We start from the raw sequence: 19,034 nt of genomic DNA, 5'->3' as shown, positions 1-19,034 counted from the left end.
GAAATGGATAAGCCAGCGGAGATCGTCGAGCGGATCAGGGTGTTGATGCTCGACGGGGGCATCGCGCCCTCCCCCGCCAATTATGAATTCTGGTATCGCTATGTGACCGGCGCCGATGCGCAGCTGGTCGAGGCGGTCGATACCGTGCGCCGCAACGCCGGCCGCGTCTCGGCGCGATCGATGGACCTCATCCGCCGCGAACTCTATGGCCGCGCCCTCGACGACAATGTCGTGAAACTGCTCGACCAGACGCAGTCGCAGCTCAATCGCATGGCGGTCTACGTCGTGCAGACCGAGGGCGACACGCGCACCTTCACCGAAGCGCTGCGCGACGGCCAGGCAACGCTCGCCAGCGCGCACGATCCGGAGATGCAGCGGGCACTGCTGACCGAGATGGTCAACGCCACCGCCGCGATGATCGAGAAGACCGAGCGTCTCGAATCCGAATTGATGCTGTCGGTGGGCGAGATCGCCAAGCTGCGCGAGGATCTGGAGCGCGAACGGTCGGAGAGCCGCACCGACACGTTGACCGGCCTGCCCAACCGCAAGGCGTTCAACGCCTATCTGGAGGCACAGGCGGCGCGCGCGCTGGCCGACCGCAAGCCGCTGTCGCTGCTGTTCGGCGACATCGACCATTTCAAGCGGTTCAACGATACGTGGGGGCACCGCCTCGGTGACGAGGTGCTGCGCCTGGTCGGCCAGAGCTTCGAGCAGATGTGCCACGGCACCGGCTATGCCGCGCGCTATGGCGGCGAGGAGTTCGTCGTCGTGCTGCCGGGCAAGGCGCTCGAGGCCGCCGAGGACATTGCCGAGCAGTTCCGCGACTTCATCGCCAGCCGCACGGTGCGCACCCGCCAGTCGTCACGCGACATCGGATCGATCACCATGTCGCTCGGGATCGCGCAGCTGCGCTGGACCGATACGCTCGACCAACTGATCGAGCGCGCCGACGCGGCGCTCTATCGGGCGAAGGAAATGGGGCGCAACCGCGTCTGCACCGAGCTCGAGTTGGAAGAAGCCGCCGCTTAGCGGCCAGCGATAGCGCCTAGCGGCGGGTGCCGGCGCTCCTGTTAGCGGCGGGTACCGCCGAGCGCGCCGCCGATCGCCAGCACCGGGCTCGACGAACCGCCCGCCACCGCCGTCGCGGTGCGCGCCGCTTCCATCGCCATCAGCCGGTGGGCCGCCTCGATCGGGGCGGCGAAGGAGGTGCCGGTGCCGGCAACCGCCGCGCCGGCGGCGCTGCGGGTCGGCACCATGACGCCAAGGCGCCAGACATATTCATAGCCGGCCGATGCCGCCTCGGGACGGTTGGTGCCCGACCAGGGCAGCCCGGCCTTGTCGACCGCGCCGACGAGAACGGCATGGGTACCGCCGGCGAGCGCCGCGTTGCGGTTCGACGGGCGGTCGTTGCCGTTGTTGCCGGCGGCCATCACCACCATCACGCCCCTGGCGGCGGCTTCGCGCACCGCCTCGACGATGACCGGATGCTCCTGCAGCGCCAGCGAGATGTTGATGACGTCGACGTTCAGCTCGGTCGCCTTGCGGATCGCGGCGGCCACCGGGTGCGGCGAGAATTGGCAGGGCGGCGCAAAGCTCGGCGGACAACCGTTCGGATCGTCCATGCGGAAGGAGATGATGTCCGCGGCGCCCTTGGTTTCGCGGTGGATGATCGTGGCGACCATCGTGCCGTGATCGTAGCGCGGCTGGAATTCGGCGCGCGGCGCGGCGGCCGAGGCGACATCATATTCGGCGATCACGACATCGGCGAGTTCGGCGGTGCGGGCGACCCCGCTGTCGATCACGGCGACCAGCGGCCGGGCGATCGACGGACCCGCGGTCAGCACCGCGGCCGCAGCTGCAACGAACGCAAGGAATTTACGCATGCCCCCGGCCCCCCGACCGACTGAATTAACCTACCCTAACAATAACCTCGGCCAGAGTTAAAGAGGCGTTGCGACGAACCGAAGTGCGACGCGACGCCGCGCTGGCGGAACCAATCGCAAAAGCGAGGTCGGAGCCGATTCAAGTTGCACTCGAAAGCCGAGTGCGTATCATGGCTCCGTACTTTCGCCGCCCCTTGCGCGGCGCCACTATAGAGGGCCGTCGCATCATGAATGCTCCCGTGCCGCCGCAGAGCTTCGAAACGCCTGCCGACCGCTTCAACCGCCTGCCCGTGCCGCGCTTCGAGGATCTGACGCACATCCCCGGGCAGCAGAAGCCGCCCTACCCGTTCGCGCACACGATCAAATTCCTGAAGGACCCGCTGGCGCACACGCGCCACCATTACGAGACCTATGGATCGGTGTTCCGGCGCGGCGACTTCGGCGGCTGGGGCGTGACCCTGATCGGGCCGGAAGCCAATGAGCTGGTGCTGTTCAACAAGGAACGCATCTTCTCCTCCGAGCAGGGCTGGAACCCGGTGCTCGACCGCCTCTTCCCGCGCGGGCTGATGCTGATGGACGATCCCGAGCATCGCAGCCACAGGAAGACCCTGGGCGTCGCCTTCAAGCCCGAGCCGATGCGCCACTATCTCGGCGCGCTCAACGAGGGCATCGCGCGCGGCATCGCGGCTTGGCCGGGCGAGTTCAAATTCTATCCGGCGATCAAGGCGCTGACGCTCGATCTCGCCGCCACCTCCTTCCTCGGCATCGAGTGGGGGCCGGAAGCGGACAAGATCAACCAGTCCTTTGTCGACATGGTACAGGCGTCGGTGGGCATCATCCGCCGCCCGATCCCCGGCACGGCGATGTGGCGCGGCGTGAAGGGCCGCAAGTTCATGTGCGAGTTCTTCGCGCGCGAAATCCCCAACCGCCGCGGCCGCGAGGGCGACGACTTCTTTACCCAGTTCTGCAACGCCCGCGACGAGAACGGCGAGCTGCTGAGCGACCAGGAAGTCATCGACCATATGAACTTCCTGATGATGGCGGCGCACGACACGCTGACCTCGTCACTGACCTCCACCGTCTATTATCTCGCCGCCAACCCCGAGTGGCAGGATTGGGTGCGCGAGGAGATCACCGCCTACGGCCCCGGCCCGATCGCCCATGAGCGGCTGGGCGAACTGGAGCGCACCGAGATGGCGTTCAAGGAAGCGATGCGCCTGCTGGCGCCGGTGCCGGGCATCCCGCGCCGCGCGGTGAAGGACTTCGTGTTCCGCAACCATCATATCCCGGCGGGCACGCCGGTGGGCGTCAACCCAATGCTGACGCACCGCCTGCCCGACGTCTGGCCCGATCCCGACCGGTTCGACCCGATGCGCTTCACCGCCGAAGCGTCGAAGGGCCGGCACAAATATGCCTGGGTGCCGTTCGGCGGCGGCGCGCACATGTGTCTCGGCCTCCACTTCGCCTACATGCAGGCGAAGGCCTTCTTCTTCGAGCTGCTTAAAGGTCATCGCGTGACGCTGGCGCCGGGCTATCAGGGCGATTTCCAGATGTTCCCGATGCCGAAGCCCAAGGACGGCCTGCCGGTGCGGCTGGAGCGCCTGTAGATGGCGGCGCGGCGGCGGCGCTGGCCGTGGGTCGTCGGCGCGATCGTCGCGCTGCTCGCCGTCGCCTTGCTGTGGCTGCGCACGCCTGACCTGCCGGTCGACGAGCTGCGCGCGAAGTACGCGAACGCGGAGTCCGAGTTCGTCGAGGTGATGCCGGGGCTGACCGTGCATGTCCGCGACGAGGGGCCGGTGCTCGGGTCGGTGGTGATGCTGCTGCACGGCTCCAACGCCTCGCTACACACCTGGGAGCCGTGGGTGCAGCAGCTCAAAGCCACGCACCGCGTCATCAGCTTCGATCATCCCGGCCACGGCCTGACCGGCCCGCACCCGCGGGACTGCTACACCGCCGCCTGCTTCACCGAGGTCGTCGAGGCCGTGGCGAAGAACCGCAAGCTGGACCGCTTCGTCATCGCCGGCAATTCGATGGGCGGCTGGATCGCCTGGAACTATGCGCTGAAGCATCCCGAGCGGGTCGCAGGGCTCGTGCTGGTCGACGCCAGCGGCGCGCCGTTGCCGCCCGAGGCCGAGCCAAGCCAGCCGATCGGCTTCCGCCTCGCGCGAACGCCGGGGGTCAACCAGCTGATGCGCCAGATCACGCCGCGCTCGATGGTCGAGAAATCGCTGCGCCAGTCGGTATCGGTGCAGGACAGCGTCACGCCGACCGTCGTCGACCGCTATTGGGAGCTGCTGCGCTATCCGGGCAACCGGCGCGCCACCGGCATCCGCTTCGGAACGCCGCGCGAGACGGCGACGCCCGATGTGCTCGGCAAGATCGGCGCCCCGACGCTGGTGATGTGGGGGCGGGAGGACAGGCTGGTGCCAGCGCAGGCGGCAACGGTGTTCGATGAGTACATCCCGAACAGCCGCGCGGTGATCTACGAGGACATCGGGCATATCCCGATGGAGGAGGCGCCGTTCCGTTCGGTCGGCGACCTGCAGGCGTTCCTTGGCGAGCTCGGCCCCTTCTACTGACCGGCGAACAGCAACGGCGAGGCCCCACCGAACAGGATCGCCAGCGCGACGATCGGGTGAAGCCCGAACAGCAGCGAGCCGCCAATCGCGAGGAACAGCCCCGCGAGCGTCAGCCCGATCCGTATCGGCATCTTCATGGCAACCGGCACCGGGCCGGAGATCGACGAAATTGCATTGAGCCCCCCTTTCGGCCCCTCACGGCCAAAGATACGGGGGCGGAACGGAGATGGCTTCACCCATATGGGTGATTATCGTCAGGCGGGCAGCGGCAGCCCCTGCGACACCCACCAGGCGATGCCCGCGGCGGCCAGCGCGGCGACCGCGGCGCGGCCGAGCGAGGCCATCGTCGGCGGCACGGCCGGGGCGACGTCATAGATACGCGCGCCGCCGATCATCGGGGTGATGAGGTTGTCGCGGCGGACGAACAGGTAGAAGAGCACCGCCGCGATGTGCAGCGCGATGATCGCCGCCAGCACGTTGAACATCGTCTCGTGCCGGTCGGCGAGCGTCGTCGCCGTCTCGAAGCTGACCATGTAGGACAGCGGCCCGGATTCGAGGCCGTCGGTGTCCGAAGCGAATAGGCCGAGTCCGACCTGCGTCAGCAGCAGCAGGATCATCGCGATCACGCTCCAGCCGCCGAGCGGATTGTGGCCCGGCGCCGCGTCGTCGCCCTTGCCGCGGGCATAGGAGAGGACTTTGGCGGGCCCGCGCACGAAGCCCGAGAAGCGCGCCGTCGAGCTGCCGATGAAGCCCCAGATCAGGCGGAAGATCAGCAGGCCGAGGATGACATAGCCGGCGGCGCGGTGCCGCTCCATGTCATGCTGCTCGGCCGACCACCAGGCGAAGGGCACCAGCACCGCCAGCGACCAGTGGACGATACGCGTGGGGATGTCCCACAGGCGGACGCGGGTGGGGTTGCCGACGCCGGGCACCGGTCAGTCGCCCTTCGCCTTGAAGTCGTCGTGGCAGCCCTTGCAGGTGCCGCCGAGCGCCCGCGCCTGCGCGGGAATGCCCGCCACGTCGCCGGCGTTGGCCAGCGCGAGCAGCTTCTTTGCCTGCGTGTCATAGTTGACGGCGGCCTTGCGGAATCCCGCGCTGTTGCTCCAGACCGTCGGCAGCGCGCTGGTCTTGACGCCGGGCGCGGTGGCGGTGCCGGGGCCGAACCAGCCGTTGATCTTCGCCGACTGGGCGACCAGCGCGGCGGCGTGCTTCTTGACGACGGCGGCGTCGGGCGTGCCGCGCGACTGGTCCATGACGCCCTTGAAGGACGCGCCGACGACTTTCATGCCCGCCTGCCGCGCCTTGATGGTATCGGCGGCGCCGGTCTGCGCGAGCGCCGCGCCGGCGAGGCCGGCGGCAGCCAGGCCGATGATGAGCTTGGTCTTCATGTCCCCGTCTCTCCTTTGTTTTTACTTCGGTCGTCCCGAGATGCCGGCGGCGGTGCGCAGCGCGTCGCCCTTCATCAGCCGGTCGCCGAGCAGCACCGTATCTACGTAGCGAAGATCGCCGATCCTCCGGCTGGGGTCGCCGTCGACCAGCACGAGGTCGGACAGCTTGCCGATCGCGATCGAGCCACGTTCGTCGTCAACGCCGAACACCCGCGACGGGATGATCGTCGCGGTCGCCAGCGCCTCGGCCGGCGTGAGGCCGCCGTCGACATAGAGTTCGAGGTCGCGGATCAGCTCGATGCCGGCGCCGTCGGTACCGGCGACGATCGGCACGCCGGCGCGGTAGAGCGCGACCACCAGCTGCTGCAGCTTGGCGTAGCTGGCGCGCATCTGCTCGCGCGACACCTCGGCGGTGGGCGCGAAGCTGCCGCCTTTGAGCGCGCGGCCGATCACCGGCGGCAGCAGGCCGTCGTAGGGCTTGTACATCGCCTGGATTTCGCCGGTATCGGCGGTGAAGCCGCCTTCGAAGATGGCGAGCGTCGGGTCGACCACGGTCTTTCGCTGCGCCAGCTCGTTGATATAGGCGCGCATCGGTGTGCCGTTGAGGTCGACATCGGCGGCGTAGCGGCCGGGGCCGTAGAAGCGCTGCAGGCCGTTCGATTCCTCGATCACCGCGTCGGGCATCGCCTGCATCATCACGAAGTTGATGTGAGTCAGCTCGTCATAGCCGGCGCGCACGGCATCCAGAGGCCGCATGGTGCGCGGCACATGGCCCTGCACGCGCAGGCCAAGCTTTTTCGCCTCGCCGGCGATCACCGGCACCAGTTTCGGATCGAGCGAGCCGTAGAGCTTCACGCCGGTGAAGCCCATGTCCTTCGCCTTCTTGACCGCGGCGAGCGCGCTGGCCTCGTCGGTGGCGTTGACCGCCATCTGGGCCGCCATCGGGCCGACGCCGTCGATGAGCATCACCGGGATGATGCGCGGCCCGAGCAATTGCCCGTTGTCGATGCGCGCCTTGCGGGCGATCGATTCCTCGGGGCGGTTGCCGGGGTCGCGGACGCTGGTGACGCCGGTCGACAGCAGCAGCGGGCCCGACGCGTCGAAGCCATAATGCTGGTGTGCGTCCCACAGGCCGGGAACGAGCGTCTTGCCGCTGCCGTCGATGACCTTGGCGTTGACCAGCCGGATCGGCTCGTTCGCCTCGACGATGTTGGTGATCTTGCCGCCCTCGGCGACGACGGTCATGCCGTCGCGGAAGCGGCCGGCGTCGGCGTCGTACATGCGGACGTTGTTGAACACGACCGGCCCGGCGACCTTCGGGGCGATTTTCGCGAGCAGCGCCGGCGCCTGCTCGGCGATGGCGGCGTCCTGCGCCTGGCTGAGCTGCGTCGCGACGCTCGCCCAGCCGTCGGGGAAGAAGTTGAGGAAGCCGGCGACGCCGAACAGCCGGTCGCCCTCGAACCAGACGGGCGTCGGCGCGATCGACAGGCCGTCGATCGAATAAGCGGTGAGCTTCTTCTTCGCCTTGCCGTTGCTGACCTCGAGCGTGGTGAGCGGGACCAGGGTGGCGCGGCCCGACGGCGCCAGCGCCAGCGTCTTGCCCGGCGCGCGGTACAGCGCCTCGGCGAGCAGCAAGGTCGGCTCCATGAGGCCGCCGTATGGGACGTAGAAGGCGCCGGCGCCCTCGACCCTGCCCTTGTCGACCGGACTCTCGTAGGCGCCGCCCGCGAACTTCTCGGCCGCGTCGCCGCTCGGCGTGGTGCCGCGGATCGCCAACTCGGAAATGCTGCCGTCGGCGGCCAATTTAGTGCGCTGGTCGATCTCAGTCTTGAAGCCGCGCAGCAGCAGGCTCTCGCGCGACCAGCGGCTGCCGTCAGGGGCCGCCCAGCGCACCGCCTTGCCGTGGGTGCCGCCCGTCGAGGTGATGACGAAGGTCTGGGCGCCGCTCGCCGGCGGCTTGGCGAGATCGGCCTCGGCGACGGCGGCGGCCCGCGCTGGCGCGGTGGTCGCCTCCTGGAAATCATGCGCCAGCAGCGGCGCCGCGAGCGCGACGGCGGCCGCCATCGTGATGAGCTTGATCTTCATACGGAAAGTTTCCCCTCGACCCGATGAGCTGGGCCAAGGCTGCAATCGTTTCGGAGACGGCGCAAGAAGACTCTGACGAAGCTGCGAAAGGTCGCGACCAAGTGTAGCCGGCGCGCCCTAATTTCGCGGTGCCGCGGCGGCCGGTTCGCGGCGCAGCAGACGGCGCACCTGCCGCAGCGCCGGCCGCTCAAAGCCCAGGTGATAGGCGAGACCCGCCAGCACGCCGATCGCGATCAGCAGCGGCAGCAGCAGCTCCCAGGTGAGCGCCGGGCCGGCGACGCGGGCCGCAAAGCGCAGGACCGGCACATGCACGAGATAAATGGCATAGGAGGCCTCGCCGAGCAGCAGCACGCCCTGCGGAACCCGCCATCCGCCGGCCACCTCCAGCCGCGCCGTCGCCAGAATGAGCGAGGCCAGCCCGAGGCCGAGCAGGACGCGGGCTTCCGGGAAGCCGAGAAATCCGCCCGCAAGACAGAGACCGGCGCCGAGCATGGCAGACGGCCAAACGGACCCGCGCGGCCGCCGAATGAACAGCCACGCCGCGGCGATGCCGCCGATAAATTCAACGTCGATCAGCGACAGCCCGATGACCGGCGTGCCGGCGACCTCGGCGATGCCGATGGCGCCGAGCCAGATCAGGCAGCCGATCAACACCCGCCGCGCTGCGATCAGCACCAGCATGATCGCGTAGAACAAAATCTCGTGCTGCAGCGTCCATGCGACCCCGAGCGAGGGCGAACCGCCGCTCGGCAGCAGCGTGAGGGTCGAGAACCAGTTCCAGTCGTAGCCCGCCGCGAGCTGCGGCTGCAGCGTATAGGCCACGCCGAGCATCACGCCGATCGGCAGATACGGCGCGAAGATGCGCGTCAGGCGGCTCCCGCTGTAGCGCGCCGCCCAACCGGCATGGCCGGCTTCGTCATGGTTGGCGAAGTAGATGATGAAGCCGGACAGGGCGAAGAAGAAGTCGACGCCGAGATAGCCGTAGGACAGCGGCAAATGCAGCCACGGCGGCACCTCGGTGAATTGCCGGGTAAACTGCTCCGCGTGGCACAGCAGCACCGCCACCGCCGCGATTGCCCGCCCGACCTGCAGGCTGGCCAGCAGCTTTGGCACATCGCTCATCACGCCCCCGCCCCCATCGCGGCCACAAAGACACGTCGCGGCGCAACGCGTCAACCGACCCGCCGCTGACGGTGGCCGCCCTTGCACCCCTTTGCGCGCTGGTCCAGTCTTCGCGGGTGCAGCAGGGGAAGCGGGTTTGGACGGTGACGCGCTGATCGAACCGGCCGGAGCGGCGAACGGCGCGCGTGTCGTCACCCTGCGCGCGCGGCCGGAGTCGCTGCGCCTCGCCGCCGAGCAGACCGCCATTCTCGTCGTCGACATGCAGAACGCCTATGCGTCGCCGGGCGGCTATCTCGATCTCGCCGGCTTCGACATCGCGGGCGCCAAGGGCGCGATCGACAAGATTGCCGAGGTGCTGACGGTGGCGCGCGCCGCCGGGTTGCCGGTGATCTATTTCCAGAACGGCTGGGACGCCGACTATGTCGAGGCGGGCGGGCCAGGATCGCCCAATCATTTCAAGTCGAACGCGCTGAAGACGATGCGCAAGCGCCCCGAGCTGGCCGGCACGCTGCTGGCGCGCGGCGGCTGGGACTATGAGCTGGTCGAGGCGCTGGCGCCGCAGCCGGGCGACATCCGCCTGCACAAGACCCGCTATTCGGGCTTCTTCAACTCGCAGCTCGACAGCGTGCTCAGGGCGCGCGGCATCCGCAACATCGTGTTCGTCGGCATCGCCACCAACGTCTGTGTGGAATCGACACTGCGCGACGCCTTCCACCTCGAATATTTCGGGGTGATGCTGGAGGACGCGACGCACCAGGCCGGGCCTGACTTCGTCCAGCAGGCCGCCGTCTACAATATCGAGAAATTCTTTGGCTGGGTGTCGAGTGTCGCCGACTTCACGGCGGCGTTCAGCCAGTTGCCGGAATCCTGAGGAGCCGACATGCCGTTCACCGCGATCAATCCGCCGCAGTTCCCGACCCCGATCGCCCCCTTCTCGGCGGGCGCGAAGGCGGGAAACACCGTCTATGTCTCGGGCACCCTGGCGCTAGGCGAAGGCGGCACGGTGCTTCATGTCGGCGATGCCGAGGCGCAGACACGGCATGTGCTCGAGGTTATCAAGACCACCTTGGAAGCCGCCGGCGCGACGATGGCCGATGTCGCCTTCAACCATATCTTCCTGAAGGACTGGGCCGACTATGCGGCGATGAACAAGGTCTACGCCGAGTATTTTCCGGGCGACAAGCCGGCGCGCTACTGCATCGTCTGCGGGCTGGTGCGGCCCGACAGCCTCGTCGAGATCGCCAGCGTCGCACACCTCGCCGGCTGACGATGCCGACCGTCGGGGGCCTCTTCTACGCGACATACGGCCCCGCCGACGGTGACGCGCTGATCCTGTCCGCCGGGCTTGGCGGCAGCGGCGGCTATTGGGCGCCCAACATTCCGGCGCTGGCCGCGCGTTATCGCGTCATTGCCTATGACCACCGCGGCACGGGCAAGAGCGAGCGCGACAGCGCGCCGCCCGCCGATGTCGATGCGATGGCCGACGATATCCTCGCGCTGATGGACGGGCTGGGCATCGAGCGGGCGCATGTCATGGGCCATGCCGCCGGCGGCGTGATGGGGCTGTCACTGGCGTTGCGGGCGCCAGAGCGGCTCGGCAAGCTGATCGTGGTCAACGGCTGGTCGAAGCCGGATGCGCATTTCGCGCGCTGCTTCGACGTAAGGCTGGCACTGCTGCGCGACAGCGGCGTCGAGGCCTATGTGCGCGCGCAGCCGATCTTCCTGTTTCCCGCCGCGTGGATTTCCGAGAACAGTGATCGGCTCGACGCCGAGGCGGTCGGCCATGTCGCGCATTTCCAGGCGGTCTCGATGCTTGAGGCGCGGATTGCGGCGCTGCGGGCGTTCGATATCGACGATCGGCTGGGCGAGATCGGCATCCCGGTGCTGGCGCTCGCCGCCGAGGACGACATGCTGGTCCCCGCCCCCTGCTCGCACCGGCTGGCCGCCGGCATGCCGAACGCGACGCTCGCCTCGATGCAATGGGGCGGCCACGCCTGCAACGTCACCAAGCAGGACGACTTCGACCATATCGTCCTCGATTGGCTAAGGAGCTGAAGCCATGCAAGTCGGCGTCTTCGTGCCCATCAACAACAATGGCTGGCTGATCTCGGAGAACTCGCCGCAGTACATGCCGAGCTTCGACCTCAACAAGCAGATCGCCCAGCGCGCCGAGTATTACGGGCTCGATTTCCTGCTCTCGATGATCAAGCTGCGCGGCTTCGGCGGCAAGACGGAGTTCTGGGAATATGGGCTGGAAAGCTTCACGCTGATGGCGGGGCTCGCCGCCGTCACGAACCATATCAAGATCTACGCCACCTGCCCCACCTTGGTGATCCCGCCCGCCTTCGCGGCGCGGATGTGCAACACCATCGATTCGATCAGCCATGGCCGCTTCGGCCTCAACCTCATCACCGGCTGGCAGCGGCCCGAGTATAGCCAGATGGGGCTGTGGCCGGGCGACGAGCATTTCCGCCGCCGCTACGACATGCTGGCCGAATATGCCCACATCCTGCGCGAGCTGTGGGCGACCGGCGTCTCCGACTTCAAGGGCGAATTCTACCAGATGGACGACTGCCGCGTCCGCCCGGTCCCCGAAAACGACATGAAGATCATCTGCGCCGGCAGCTCGGATGACGGGCTCGCCTTCTCCGCCAAATACGCCGACTACGCCTTCTGCCTCGGCAAGGGCGTCAACACGCCGACCGCCTTCGCCTTCAACAACGCCCGGCTGAAGGCGGCGACCGACAAGACCGGGCGCGACGTGTCGGTGTTCGTGCTGGTGATGGTGATCGCCGCCGAGACCGACGGCGAGGCCTATACGAAGTGGATGCACTATCGCGACGGTGTCGATCAGGACGCGGTCGCCTGGCTCGGCGAACAGGGGGCGGCCGACAAGACCTCGTCGACGACCAACGTCCGCCAGCTCGCCGACAAGGAATCGGCGGTGAACCTCAACATGGGAACGCTGGTCGGCTCCTATGAGAAGGTCGCGGCGATGCTCGATGAGATGGCGACGGTGCCGGGGACCGGCGGCGTGCTGCTGACCTTCGACGATTTCATCGAAGGGGTGGAGGCGTTCGGCACGCGCATCCAGCCGCTGATGAAGAGCCGTAAAAGTGTCAGTCCGTCGCCGCGATGACCAAGGCTTCCCTGACACAGTTCCGGCCGCCGTTCTTGGCGTCGTAAAGCGCGCGGTCGGCGGCGACAAGCAGCGCGTTGGGCATTTCCGCCGAGCCGCCCAGCCGCGCCATCGCGGTCGCCAGGCCGATGCTGACGGTGACGACGCCGCCGGACACTGACGACGCCTTGTGCGGAATGCCGAGGCCCTCGACCATGGCGCGCGCGGTGGCGGCGACAGCGCCAGCGTGGTGGCTGTCGGCGCGCGCGAGGATGATCGCGATCTCTTCGCCGCCGTAGCGCGAAATCATGTCGCCCTCCTCAAGCGGCAGCCGGGTGAGCGCGGCGGCGACGGCGCGCAGGCAGTCGTCGCCGACCTGGTGGCCGTAGCTGTCGTTGAAGGATTTGAAATGGTCGACGTCGAGCATCAGCACCGACATCTGGCCGCGGTCGCGCACGGTGCGGTCCCACTCGCGGACCAGAGTCTCGTCGAAGGCGCGGCGGTTGGAAAGGCCGGTCAGCCCGTCCTTCATCGCCATCGCCTTCAGCTGCTCCTCGAGCGCCTTTCGCTCGGTGACGTCGCGGATGACGATGACGCGATCGGCGAGATTATTGTTGATCGCCCGCGCATTGACCTCGACCCACAAGAGCGAGCCGTCCTTCTTCACCGCGCGGATGGTGACGCTGGTGCTGTGGCCCTTGCCAGCCACGACCAGCGCGGTCGAGGCGGCGATCTCGGCATGATCTTCCGGGTAGACGAGATCGAGCACTGCCTTGCCGATCAGCTCGTCGGCGGTCCAGCCGAGCATGCGCTCGATCGAGGGCGACATGAAGCTGAAGGTCATTTCCGGCGTGATCCGCCCGAACACGTCGCTGCTGTTGTCCATCAGGAGGCGAAGCGCCTCAAACTGATCGCCTAATCCACCCGACCCCAACGCCGATCCTTCCCCACGTACCCGTTCTCAGAATACCGCCAGATGCGATAAATGGAAAAGGGGGCCCTTTGCACCCCTTTGGTCCAGACTGGCGCCCGTTGGAAACGAAAAAGCGGGCCGCGGCTCGGGTAAAGCGGCTGGCTCTGAACAAAAGCCGCTTGAGAAAGTCGCCAGCTCCCCGCCGCCTCAGAACATTTGTTTGACATGTTATACCATATCATCAATTGAGCGGAATATTGATTCGTGGGGGATAGACAATGCTCGGGCGGTCGGCCGGTTGGGTGCCTTTAGCAGCAGGACTGGCGTGGGCTTCGAGCGGAGCCGTCGCACAGGAGGCCAGCGCCCCCACCGATGAAGACATCGTCGTTACCGGCCAGCGCCAGGCCTACCGCGGCCTCGTCCCCATCGAGGACATTCCGCAGTCGATCATCCTCCTGACCGAGGAGCGACTGGAGCAATTGCAGATCACACGAATGGCCGACGCGCTGGATCTCTCCGCTTCGGTTGCGCGCCAGAACAACTTCGGCGGCTTGTGGGAGAGCTTCGCCATCCGCGGGCTTGTCGGCGACGAGAACAATCCGAGCGGCTATCTGGTCAACGGCTTCAACGCCGGGCGCGGCTTTGCCGGCCCTCGCGACGTGGCCGGCACCGAGCGGATCGAGATCCTCAAGGGACCGAACGCCGCCCTGTTCGGGCGCGGCGAGCCCGGCGGCAGCATCAACCTCGTCACCAAGCGGCCGACGAACTTGATGGCCGGCAAGTTCGAGGCGACCTACGGCAGCTTCGACTTCCGGCGGCTGGAGGCGGACCTGAACGTCGCCGCCTCCGACGCGGTCGCGGTTCGCCTCGTCGGCTTCTACGAGGCTACGGACAGTTTCCGCGACACCATCGAGACCGAACGTTACGGCGTCTTCCCCTCGATCCTGCTGCGGTTCGGCGAGCGCACCAGCCTTGTTTACGAACTCGAGGCTACGCGGCAGGAAATCCCGCTCGACCGCGGCGTCTTCGCGATCGGCAACAATCTCGAGGTCGTTCCGAGAAGCCGCTTTCTGGGCGAGCCCGGGCTGGGGCCCAATGTCACCACGGCGGTGGGCCACCAGTTTCAGCTCCAGCATGATTTCACCGACGACTGGAGCCTGCTGCTCGGTGTCGGGCTTCGCGATACCGAGCTGAAGGGCAGTTCGGCGGACGCGGAGCTGGCGGCGTCGCGCCAGCGGCTGTTCGTCGATGGCCGGTCACTGACGCGCGAAATTCGCTTTCGTGACTATGATGGCGATCACCGGGTGTTCCGCGGCGAGCTGAGCGGCCGCTTCGAGGGGCTCGGCGGCGAACATCATGTGGTCGTTGGCGCCGACCGCGACGCGTTCGACACCGATCTGCTGGTGCTCGCCTATCGCGCCCCGCTGCTCTCGACGATGCCGACCGCCCGGCAGGGGCTGGAGATCGACATCTTCAATCCCGTCTACGGCCGGTTCCCGACGCCGACGCTGGCCCGGACCAACGATCGCACGATCAGGCAGAAGGCCTGGGGCGTGTATGTGCAGGACCAGATCCATATCAGCGACCGGATCGAAGCGCGGATCGGCGCGCGCTACGACGAGTTCTCGCAGTCGATCCGCAACCGCCTGACCGGGGCGTTCAGCCCGCAGTCGGACACCCGCGTCAGCCCGCAGGCCGGCATCGTCTGGCATGTGTCGGAGCCGGTCAGCCTCTATGCCGCCTATGGCGAGGGGTTCAGGGCCAATACCGGCGCGAGCGTGACGGGCGAGACGTTCGATCCGGAGGCATCGCGATCGGTCGAGATCGGCACCAAATTGAGCGCGGCCGGGGTGACGGGCACGGCGTCGCTCTTCCGGCTGCGCAAGGCCAATATTCTCACCAGCGATCTGACCAACCCCGGCTTTGCCATCGCGGTCGGCGAGGCGCGCAGCCAGGGGGTTGAGATCGACCTCGCCGGCAAGGCGCCGGGCGCGATCGATGTGCTCTTTTCCTACACCTACCTCGACGCCGAAGTGACCTCGGGGAACGTCAACGCCAACGGTGTGCCGATCCGGCCGGGCGACCGCCTGCTCAATGTTCCGAAGCACGCCGCGAGCGCGCAGGCGTCGCGTCACTTCGACGTGGCGGGGCGCGGTCTCAACCTCGGGGCGGGCGTGCTGCACGTCGGCTCGCGCCTTGGCGAGGTGGGGACGACGTTCCGCCTGCCGGCCTACACGATCGCGCGGCTGTTCGCGTCCTACGCGCTTACCGAAAACGTCGAGGCCTCGGTCGTGGTGAACAACTTCTTCGACGAGACCTACTACCTCAATTCCTACGCCCGGATGTGGGTCGCCCCCGGGGCACCGCGCACCGTTCTCGCGACGATCAAGCTGCGGGTCTGACCGCAACCGACCTGGAGATTCCGATGCCGCAAGACCTTCCGCCGATCTTCCTCAAGGATGTGGCGCTCGCCTATGGCAGCCAGCCCGTCCTGCGCGGCCTGTCGCTGGCGGTGCCGGCGGGCAGCCTCACCGCGCTGCTCGGCGGCAACGGCGCGGGCAAGTCGACGACGCTCGCCGCACTCCTCGGCTTCGTGCGCGCGCAGTCGGGTACCCTCTCGGTGTGCGGCGTCGATCCGGGGAGCGATCCGGACACCGCGCGGCGGCGCATCGCGTACTTGCCCGAGAACGTCGCCCTCTATGAGCATCTGAGCGCCGTCGAGAATGCCGAATATCTGCTCGCGCTGTCGGGCGAGCGGCATCGGCGCGCCGACATCACCGACGCCTTCGCGGCGGCCGGCTTGCAGGACCGCGCCTGGGACCAGCGGCTCGGCGGCTTTTCGAAGGGCATGCGGCAGAAGGTGGCGATCGCCGTGGCGCTGCTGCGTCAGGTGCCGGTGCTGCTGCTCGACGAGCCGACCTCGGGCCTCGACCCGCGCGCAACCGCCGACTTCAACGCGCTGGTCGCGCAGGTGCGCAGCCGCGGCACCGCCGTGCTGATGGTCACCCACGACCTGCTGTCGGCCGCCGATGTCGCCGATCGCATCGCGTTTCTGGAAAGCGGTCGCGTCACCGATGATGTGGCGGCGAGCGGCGCCGAGCGGTTCGACGTGCGGGCGCTGCACGCGCGCTTCCAGGAAGGTGGGGAGCGGCAGACGGCATGACGGCGACCCTCCTCATCGCGCGTGACGAACTGCGGTTGATGATGCGCAACCGCGTCGCCGTCATCGCCTTCGTCCTCCTCGTCCTGCTGACGCTCGTCGCGGTGGCGAGCAGCTGGTCGCATCAGCGCGCCATCGCCGAGCTGCGCGCCCGGCACGCGCAGGCCGCCGACGCCACGTTCGACGCGCAGCCCGACCGGCACCCGCACCGCGTTGTCCACTACGGCACCTTCATCTTCCGCCCGCTGGGGCCGCTCGCCGCGTTCGACCCCGGCGTCGACGGCTTCACGGGCAACAGCATGTTCCTCGAGGGGCACCGGCAGAACACCGCGAATTTCGGCGATGTCCGGCAGAGTTCGCTGCTCGTCCGCTTTGGCCAGCTCACACCCGCATTCGTCTTGCAGGTGGTCGCGCCGCTGCTGCTGATCTTCCTCGGCTATGGCGCACTCGCGCGCGAGACCGAGCGCGGGACGCTGCGCCTGCTGATGCTGCAGGGCGTCGGCCGACGGCAGGTGGTGAGCGGCAAGCTGCTGGCGCTGGCCGGCGTGGCGGTGCTGGCCGGCCTGCCGGCGATGATCGGCTTCGCACTGATCGCGGGGCAGCCGGGCGCGCTGATCCTGCCGATGCTGGCCATCGCCATCGGCTATTTCGCCTATCTCGCGCTGTGGGTGGTCGGCATCCTGCTCGTCTCCACGCTCGTTCGGCGCAGCCGCGATGCGCTGCTGGCGCTGGTGGCGCTCTGGGCGGTGGTGGTCGTGCTGCTGCCGCGCGTCGCGCCCGATGTGGCGAGCGCGGCCGTGCCGCTGCAAAATCGGCTGCAGACCGACATCGCCATCGCCCGCGACCTCCGCCAGATGGGCGACAGCCACAACCCCGACGATCCCCATTTCGCGCAGTTCAAGCAGTCGGTGCTCGATCGCTATGGCGTCACCCGCGTCGAAGACCTGCCCGTCAACTACAAGGGCATCCTCGGCATGGAGGGTGAACGGCTGACCTCCTCGCTGTTCGATCGCTACGCCGGCGAAAGCTATGCGGCGCAGGCGCGGCAGAACGCGCTGGTCGAGGTCGCGGCGCTGGCCAGCCCGGCGATCGCCATCCGGTCGCTGTCGATGTCGGCGGCCGGCACCGACTTTGCCGGGCACCGGCGCTTCCTCGAACAGGCGGAGGCCTATCGCTTCGACCTGGTCCAGCGGCTCAACAAGCTGCAGGCCGACGACGTCAGCTATGCCGACGACACCGCGAAGGATGCCGACGCCGATCGCCGCAAGCGCGTCGCCGCGGACAATTGGACCGCGATGCCCGACTTCGTCTTCCGCCCGCCCGCCGGCGCCGATCTCGCGCGCGGCGCCCTGCCCGGCCTGGCGATCATCCTCGCCTGGCTCGCGGTGGCCGCTTCCCTTCTCGCGATGGCGGCCCGCCGCCTGGGAGTTCGCTGATGAGTCTCTTCGCGCATGAACTGCGTCTGCTGCTCCGCCAGCGCCTTACTGTCGTGGCGCTGGCGCTGCTCGGCCTGCTGACCATCGCCGCGCTGGCCGCCGGGATGCTCGAGGTCGACCGCCAGCGCGCCGCCATTGCCGCCATCCCGGCCGCGCAGGCCGAGGACATCGGCGCCATCGCCGCCTGGATCGACAAGGACAAGGACGCCGGCAGCGCCGCCTACTACAGCTTCCACCCCACCTGGGACGCGCCAGCGCCGCTCGCCTTCGCCGCGCTCGGCATGCGCGACGTGTCGCCCTACATCCTGCGCGTTCGCGTGCTGGGGCTGGAGGCGCAGATCTACGACGGCGACACCTTCAACCCCGAGCTGGCGCTGCCGGGGCGGTTCGACTTCGCGTTCGTGCTGGTGTTCCTGGCGCCGCTGTTCGTCATCGCGCTGTTCCACGACCTGACCTCGGGCGAGCGCGAGGCGGGCCGGGCGCGCGCGCTGGAGGCACTGCCGAACGGCGGACGCGCGCTGTGGCGCCGCCGGACCCTGCTGCGTCTCGCCTTGCTCTGGCTGATGCTGGGCGTGCCGTTCACCGCGGCGGCGCTGATCGAGGGCGTGCCGGTTGCCACGCTCGCGATCGTGCTGCTGCTCGTCGGTGGCTATCTGCTGTTCTGGATCGGGCTTGCCGCACTGGTCGGGCGACCACGCTGGAGCTCGGTCGCCAATGCGGCCACGCTGGCGGCGTCGTGGCTGGTGCTCGTGCTGATCGTGCCGACGCTCGCCAACGTCGTCATCAACCAGGCCATCCCCGTCAATCAGGGCGCGGAGATTGCGCTGGCGCAGCGCGAGGCGGTGAACCGCGCCTGGGACATTCCGCGCGGCGACACGATGGACCGCTTCTTCGCCAACCATCCGGAATGGGCGGACTCGCCGCCGCTCGGCACGGCGTTCCACTACAAATGGTATCTGGCGTTCCACCAAAACGGCGACGAAAGCGTGGCGCCGCAGGTCCGCGCCTACCGCGACGGGCTGGAGGCGCGCGACGCCGCCGGCCGCGCGCTCGGCTGGGCCTTGCCGTCGGTCGGCGTGCAGGCGCTGCTCATGCGGCTGGCCGGCACCGATCTGTCGGCGCAGCTCGCCTATCAGGATTGCATCCGCGGCTTCCACAAGCGGCTGCGGACCTTCTACTACGGCTATCTCTTTCGCGATCGGCCGTTCGCGAAGGCGGACTTTGATCTCGCCCCGAAGTTCGACGACACGGTTTGCGCGCCAACCGATAACCCCGCCATCTAGCAGGATCATTCAGCACCTCACGCGGGCAAGCGACCGCTTGCCCGATGAAGGCGGCGTGTTCTGCAAG

18 protein-coding genes are annotated in these 19,034 nt (G+C 68.0%); 11 read left to right on the top strand and 7 right to left on the bottom strand.

All coding sequences use genetic code 11. The features are described 5' to 3' along the window. Positions 1–3: 3 nt before the first annotated feature. Positions 4–1,029, top strand: coding sequence for a GGDEF domain-containing protein (locus ACFOMD_RS12320; RefSeq protein ID WP_380861787.1), 1,026 nt, complete (start codon positions 4–6; stop codon positions 1,027–1,029). A gap of 41 nt (positions 1,030–1,070) precedes the next feature. Here the strand turns inward: ACFOMD_RS12320 and ACFOMD_RS12315 are convergent, their stop codons facing one another. Continuing rightward, positions 1,071–1,883 (bottom strand): S8 family serine peptidase, encoded by an 813-nt coding sequence (locus ACFOMD_RS12315; RefSeq protein ID WP_380861785.1) that lies wholly within the window; start codon positions 1,881–1,883, stop codon positions 1,071–1,073. A gap of 227 nt (positions 1,884–2,110) precedes the next feature. On the opposite strand from ACFOMD_RS12315, the gene ACFOMD_RS12310 reads away from it, so the two are divergent. Together ACFOMD_RS12310 and ACFOMD_RS12305 are read left to right on the top strand one after the other, a co-directional pair. Then, positions 2,111–3,490 (top strand): cytochrome P450, encoded by a 1,380-nt coding sequence (locus tag ACFOMD_RS12310; RefSeq protein WP_380861783.1) that lies wholly within the window; start codon positions 2,111–2,113, stop codon positions 3,488–3,490. Further along, a complete protein-coding gene (locus ACFOMD_RS12305; protein ID WP_380861781.1) occupies positions 3,491–4,462 on the top strand; it encodes an alpha/beta fold hydrolase in 972 nt (323 codons plus the stop codon). Here ACFOMD_RS12305 and ACFOMD_RS12300 read toward each other — a convergent pair. The 5 genes from ACFOMD_RS12300 to ACFOMD_RS12280 all read right to left on the bottom strand — a co-directional run bounded on the left by ACFOMD_RS12300 (position 4,456) and on the right by ACFOMD_RS12280 (position 9,057). Further along, positions 4,456–4,599: a hypothetical protein gene (locus ACFOMD_RS12300; protein WP_380861779.1), complete on the bottom strand. Its 144-nt coding sequence runs from the start codon at positions 4,597–4,599 to the stop codon at positions 4,456–4,458. The genes ACFOMD_RS12305 and ACFOMD_RS12300 overlap by 7 nt on opposite strands. A gap of 117 nt (positions 4,600–4,716) precedes the next feature. Further along, complete coding sequence (locus ACFOMD_RS12295) at positions 4,717–5,394, bottom strand: cytochrome b/b6 domain-containing protein (protein ID WP_380861777.1); 678 nt, start codon at positions 5,392–5,394, stop codon at positions 4,717–4,719. A gap of 3 nt (positions 5,395–5,397) precedes the next feature. Beyond that, entirely contained in the window at positions 5,398–5,850 is a 453-nt protein-coding gene (locus tag ACFOMD_RS12290) for a c-type cytochrome (protein ID WP_380861775.1), read from the bottom strand. Between the two features lie 21 nt (positions 5,851–5,871). Then, a complete protein-coding gene (locus ACFOMD_RS12285) occupies positions 5,872–7,935 on the bottom strand; it encodes an amidohydrolase family protein (protein ID WP_380861772.1) in 2,064 nt (687 codons plus the stop codon). 117 nt (positions 7,936–8,052) lie between these two features. Beyond that, the gene (locus tag ACFOMD_RS12280) at positions 8,053–9,057 is read right to left on the bottom strand and encodes an acyltransferase family protein (RefSeq protein ID WP_380863433.1); all 1,005 of its coding nucleotides are present in this window, start codon (positions 9,055–9,057) and stop codon (positions 8,053–8,055) included. A gap of 136 nt (positions 9,058–9,193) precedes the next feature. Here ACFOMD_RS12280 and rutB point away from each other — a divergent pair, with 136 nt between their 5' ends. The 4 genes from rutB to rutA are packed head-to-tail and all read left to right on the top strand — an operon-like array spanning position 9,194 to position 12,196. Then, complete coding sequence (rutB, locus tag ACFOMD_RS12275; protein ID WP_380861770.1) at positions 9,194–9,928, top strand: pyrimidine utilization protein B; 735 nt, start codon at positions 9,194–9,196, stop codon at positions 9,926–9,928. A 9-nt stretch (positions 9,929–9,937) separates the two neighbouring features. Then, complete coding sequence (gene rutC / locus ACFOMD_RS12270; protein WP_380861768.1) at positions 9,938–10,324, top strand: pyrimidine utilization protein C; 387 nt, start codon at positions 9,938–9,940, stop codon at positions 10,322–10,324. Between the two features lie 2 nt (positions 10,325–10,326). Next, on the top strand, positions 10,327–11,112 hold the full coding sequence (gene rutD / locus ACFOMD_RS12265; protein ID WP_380861766.1) for a pyrimidine utilization protein D: 786 nt from the start codon (positions 10,327–10,329) through the stop codon (positions 11,110–11,112). Positions 11,113–11,116: 4 nt separating this feature from the next. Beyond that, complete coding sequence (gene rutA, locus ACFOMD_RS12260) at positions 11,117–12,196, top strand: pyrimidine utilization protein A (protein ID WP_380861764.1); 1,080 nt, start codon at positions 11,117–11,119, stop codon at positions 12,194–12,196. Here the strand turns inward: rutA and ACFOMD_RS12255 are convergent. Beyond that, positions 12,177–13,109, bottom strand: coding sequence for a sensor domain-containing diguanylate cyclase (locus ACFOMD_RS12255; protein ID WP_380861762.1), 933 nt, complete (start codon positions 13,107–13,109; stop codon positions 12,177–12,179). The two genes, rutA and ACFOMD_RS12255, sit on opposite strands and share 20 nt — an antisense overlap. A gap of 281 nt (positions 13,110–13,390) precedes the next feature. Here ACFOMD_RS12255 and ACFOMD_RS12250 point away from each other — a divergent pair, with 281 nt between their 5' ends. From ACFOMD_RS12250 to ACFOMD_RS12235, 4 genes are read left to right on the top strand one after another with little or no spacing between them, the layout of a single operon-like run. Continuing rightward, positions 13,391–15,490 (top strand): TonB-dependent siderophore receptor, encoded by a 2,100-nt coding sequence (locus tag ACFOMD_RS12250; RefSeq protein WP_380861760.1) that lies wholly within the window; start codon positions 13,391–13,393, stop codon positions 15,488–15,490. Positions 15,491–15,513: 23 nt separating this feature from the next. Beyond that, a complete protein-coding gene (locus ACFOMD_RS12245) occupies positions 15,514–16,251 on the top strand; it encodes an ABC transporter ATP-binding protein (RefSeq protein ID WP_380861758.1) in 738 nt (245 codons plus the stop codon). After that, positions 16,248–17,684: an ABC transporter permease gene (locus ACFOMD_RS12240; RefSeq protein ID WP_380861756.1), complete on the top strand. Its 1,437-nt coding sequence runs from the start codon at positions 16,248–16,250 to the stop codon at positions 17,682–17,684. The genes ACFOMD_RS12245 and ACFOMD_RS12240 overlap by 4 nt, the downstream gene beginning before the upstream one ends. After that, entirely contained in the window at positions 17,684–18,967 is a 1,284-nt protein-coding gene (locus ACFOMD_RS12235) for a DUF3526 domain-containing protein (RefSeq protein WP_380861754.1), read from the top strand. Before ACFOMD_RS12240 ends, ACFOMD_RS12235 begins: the two co-directional genes overlap by 1 nt. Positions 18,968–19,034: the final 67 nt, after the last annotated feature.

Source organism: Sphingoaurantiacus capsulatus (genome assembly GCF_042648405.1).
GTDB classification, from domain to species: Bacteria; Pseudomonadota; Alphaproteobacteria; order Sphingomonadales; family Sphingomonadaceae; genus Sphingoaurantiacus; species Sphingoaurantiacus capsulatus.
Note: the sequence above shows the minus strand (reverse complement) of the source record. Positions and strands in the feature narration are given on the sequence as shown.

Excerpts from the sequence above, each read along its gene's own strand:
- ACFOMD_RS12290 (WP_380861775.1), bottom strand. The coding sequence starts at position 5,850 with ATGAAGACCAAGCTCATCATCGGCCTGGCTGCCGCCGGCCTCGCCGGC.
- ACFOMD_RS12300 (WP_380861779.1), bottom strand. The coding sequence starts at position 4,599 with ATGAAGATGCCGATACGGATCGGGCTGACGCTCGCGGGGCTGTTCCTC.
- ACFOMD_RS12310 (WP_380861783.1), top strand. The coding sequence starts at position 2,111 with ATGAATGCTCCCGTGCCGCCGCAGAGCTTCGAAACGCCTGCCGACCGC.
- ACFOMD_RS12315 (WP_380861785.1), bottom strand. The coding sequence starts at position 1,883 with ATGCGTAAATTCCTTGCGTTCGTTGCAGCTGCGGCCGCGGTGCTGACC.
- rutD (WP_380861766.1), top strand. The coding sequence starts at position 10,327 with ATGCCGACCGTCGGGGGCCTCTTCTACGCGACATACGGCCCCGCCGAC.
- ACFOMD_RS12285 (WP_380861772.1), bottom strand. The coding sequence starts at position 7,935 with ATGAAGATCAAGCTCATCACGATGGCGGCCGCCGTCGCGCTCGCGGCG.
- ACFOMD_RS12245 (WP_380861758.1), top strand. The coding sequence starts at position 15,514 with ATGCCGCAAGACCTTCCGCCGATCTTCCTCAAGGATGTGGCGCTCGCC.
- ACFOMD_RS12305 (WP_380861781.1), top strand. The coding sequence starts at position 3,491 with ATGGCGGCGCGGCGGCGGCGCTGGCCGTGGGTCGTCGGCGCGATCGTC.
- rutA (WP_380861764.1), top strand. The coding sequence starts at position 11,117 with ATGCAAGTCGGCGTCTTCGTGCCCATCAACAACAATGGCTGGCTGATC.
- ACFOMD_RS12320 (WP_380861787.1), top strand. The coding sequence starts at position 4 with ATGGATAAGCCAGCGGAGATCGTCGAGCGGATCAGGGTGTTGATGCTC.
- ACFOMD_RS12235 (WP_380861754.1), top strand. The coding sequence starts at position 17,684 with ATGAGTCTCTTCGCGCATGAACTGCGTCTGCTGCTCCGCCAGCGCCTT.
- ACFOMD_RS12280 (WP_380863433.1), bottom strand. The coding sequence starts at position 9,057 with ATGAGCGATGTGCCAAAGCTGCTGGCCAGCCTGCAGGTCGGGCGGGCA.
- rutC (WP_380861768.1), top strand. The coding sequence starts at position 9,938 with ATGCCGTTCACCGCGATCAATCCGCCGCAGTTCCCGACCCCGATCGCC.
- ACFOMD_RS12240 (WP_380861756.1), top strand. The coding sequence starts at position 16,248 with ATGACGGCGACCCTCCTCATCGCGCGTGACGAACTGCGGTTGATGATG.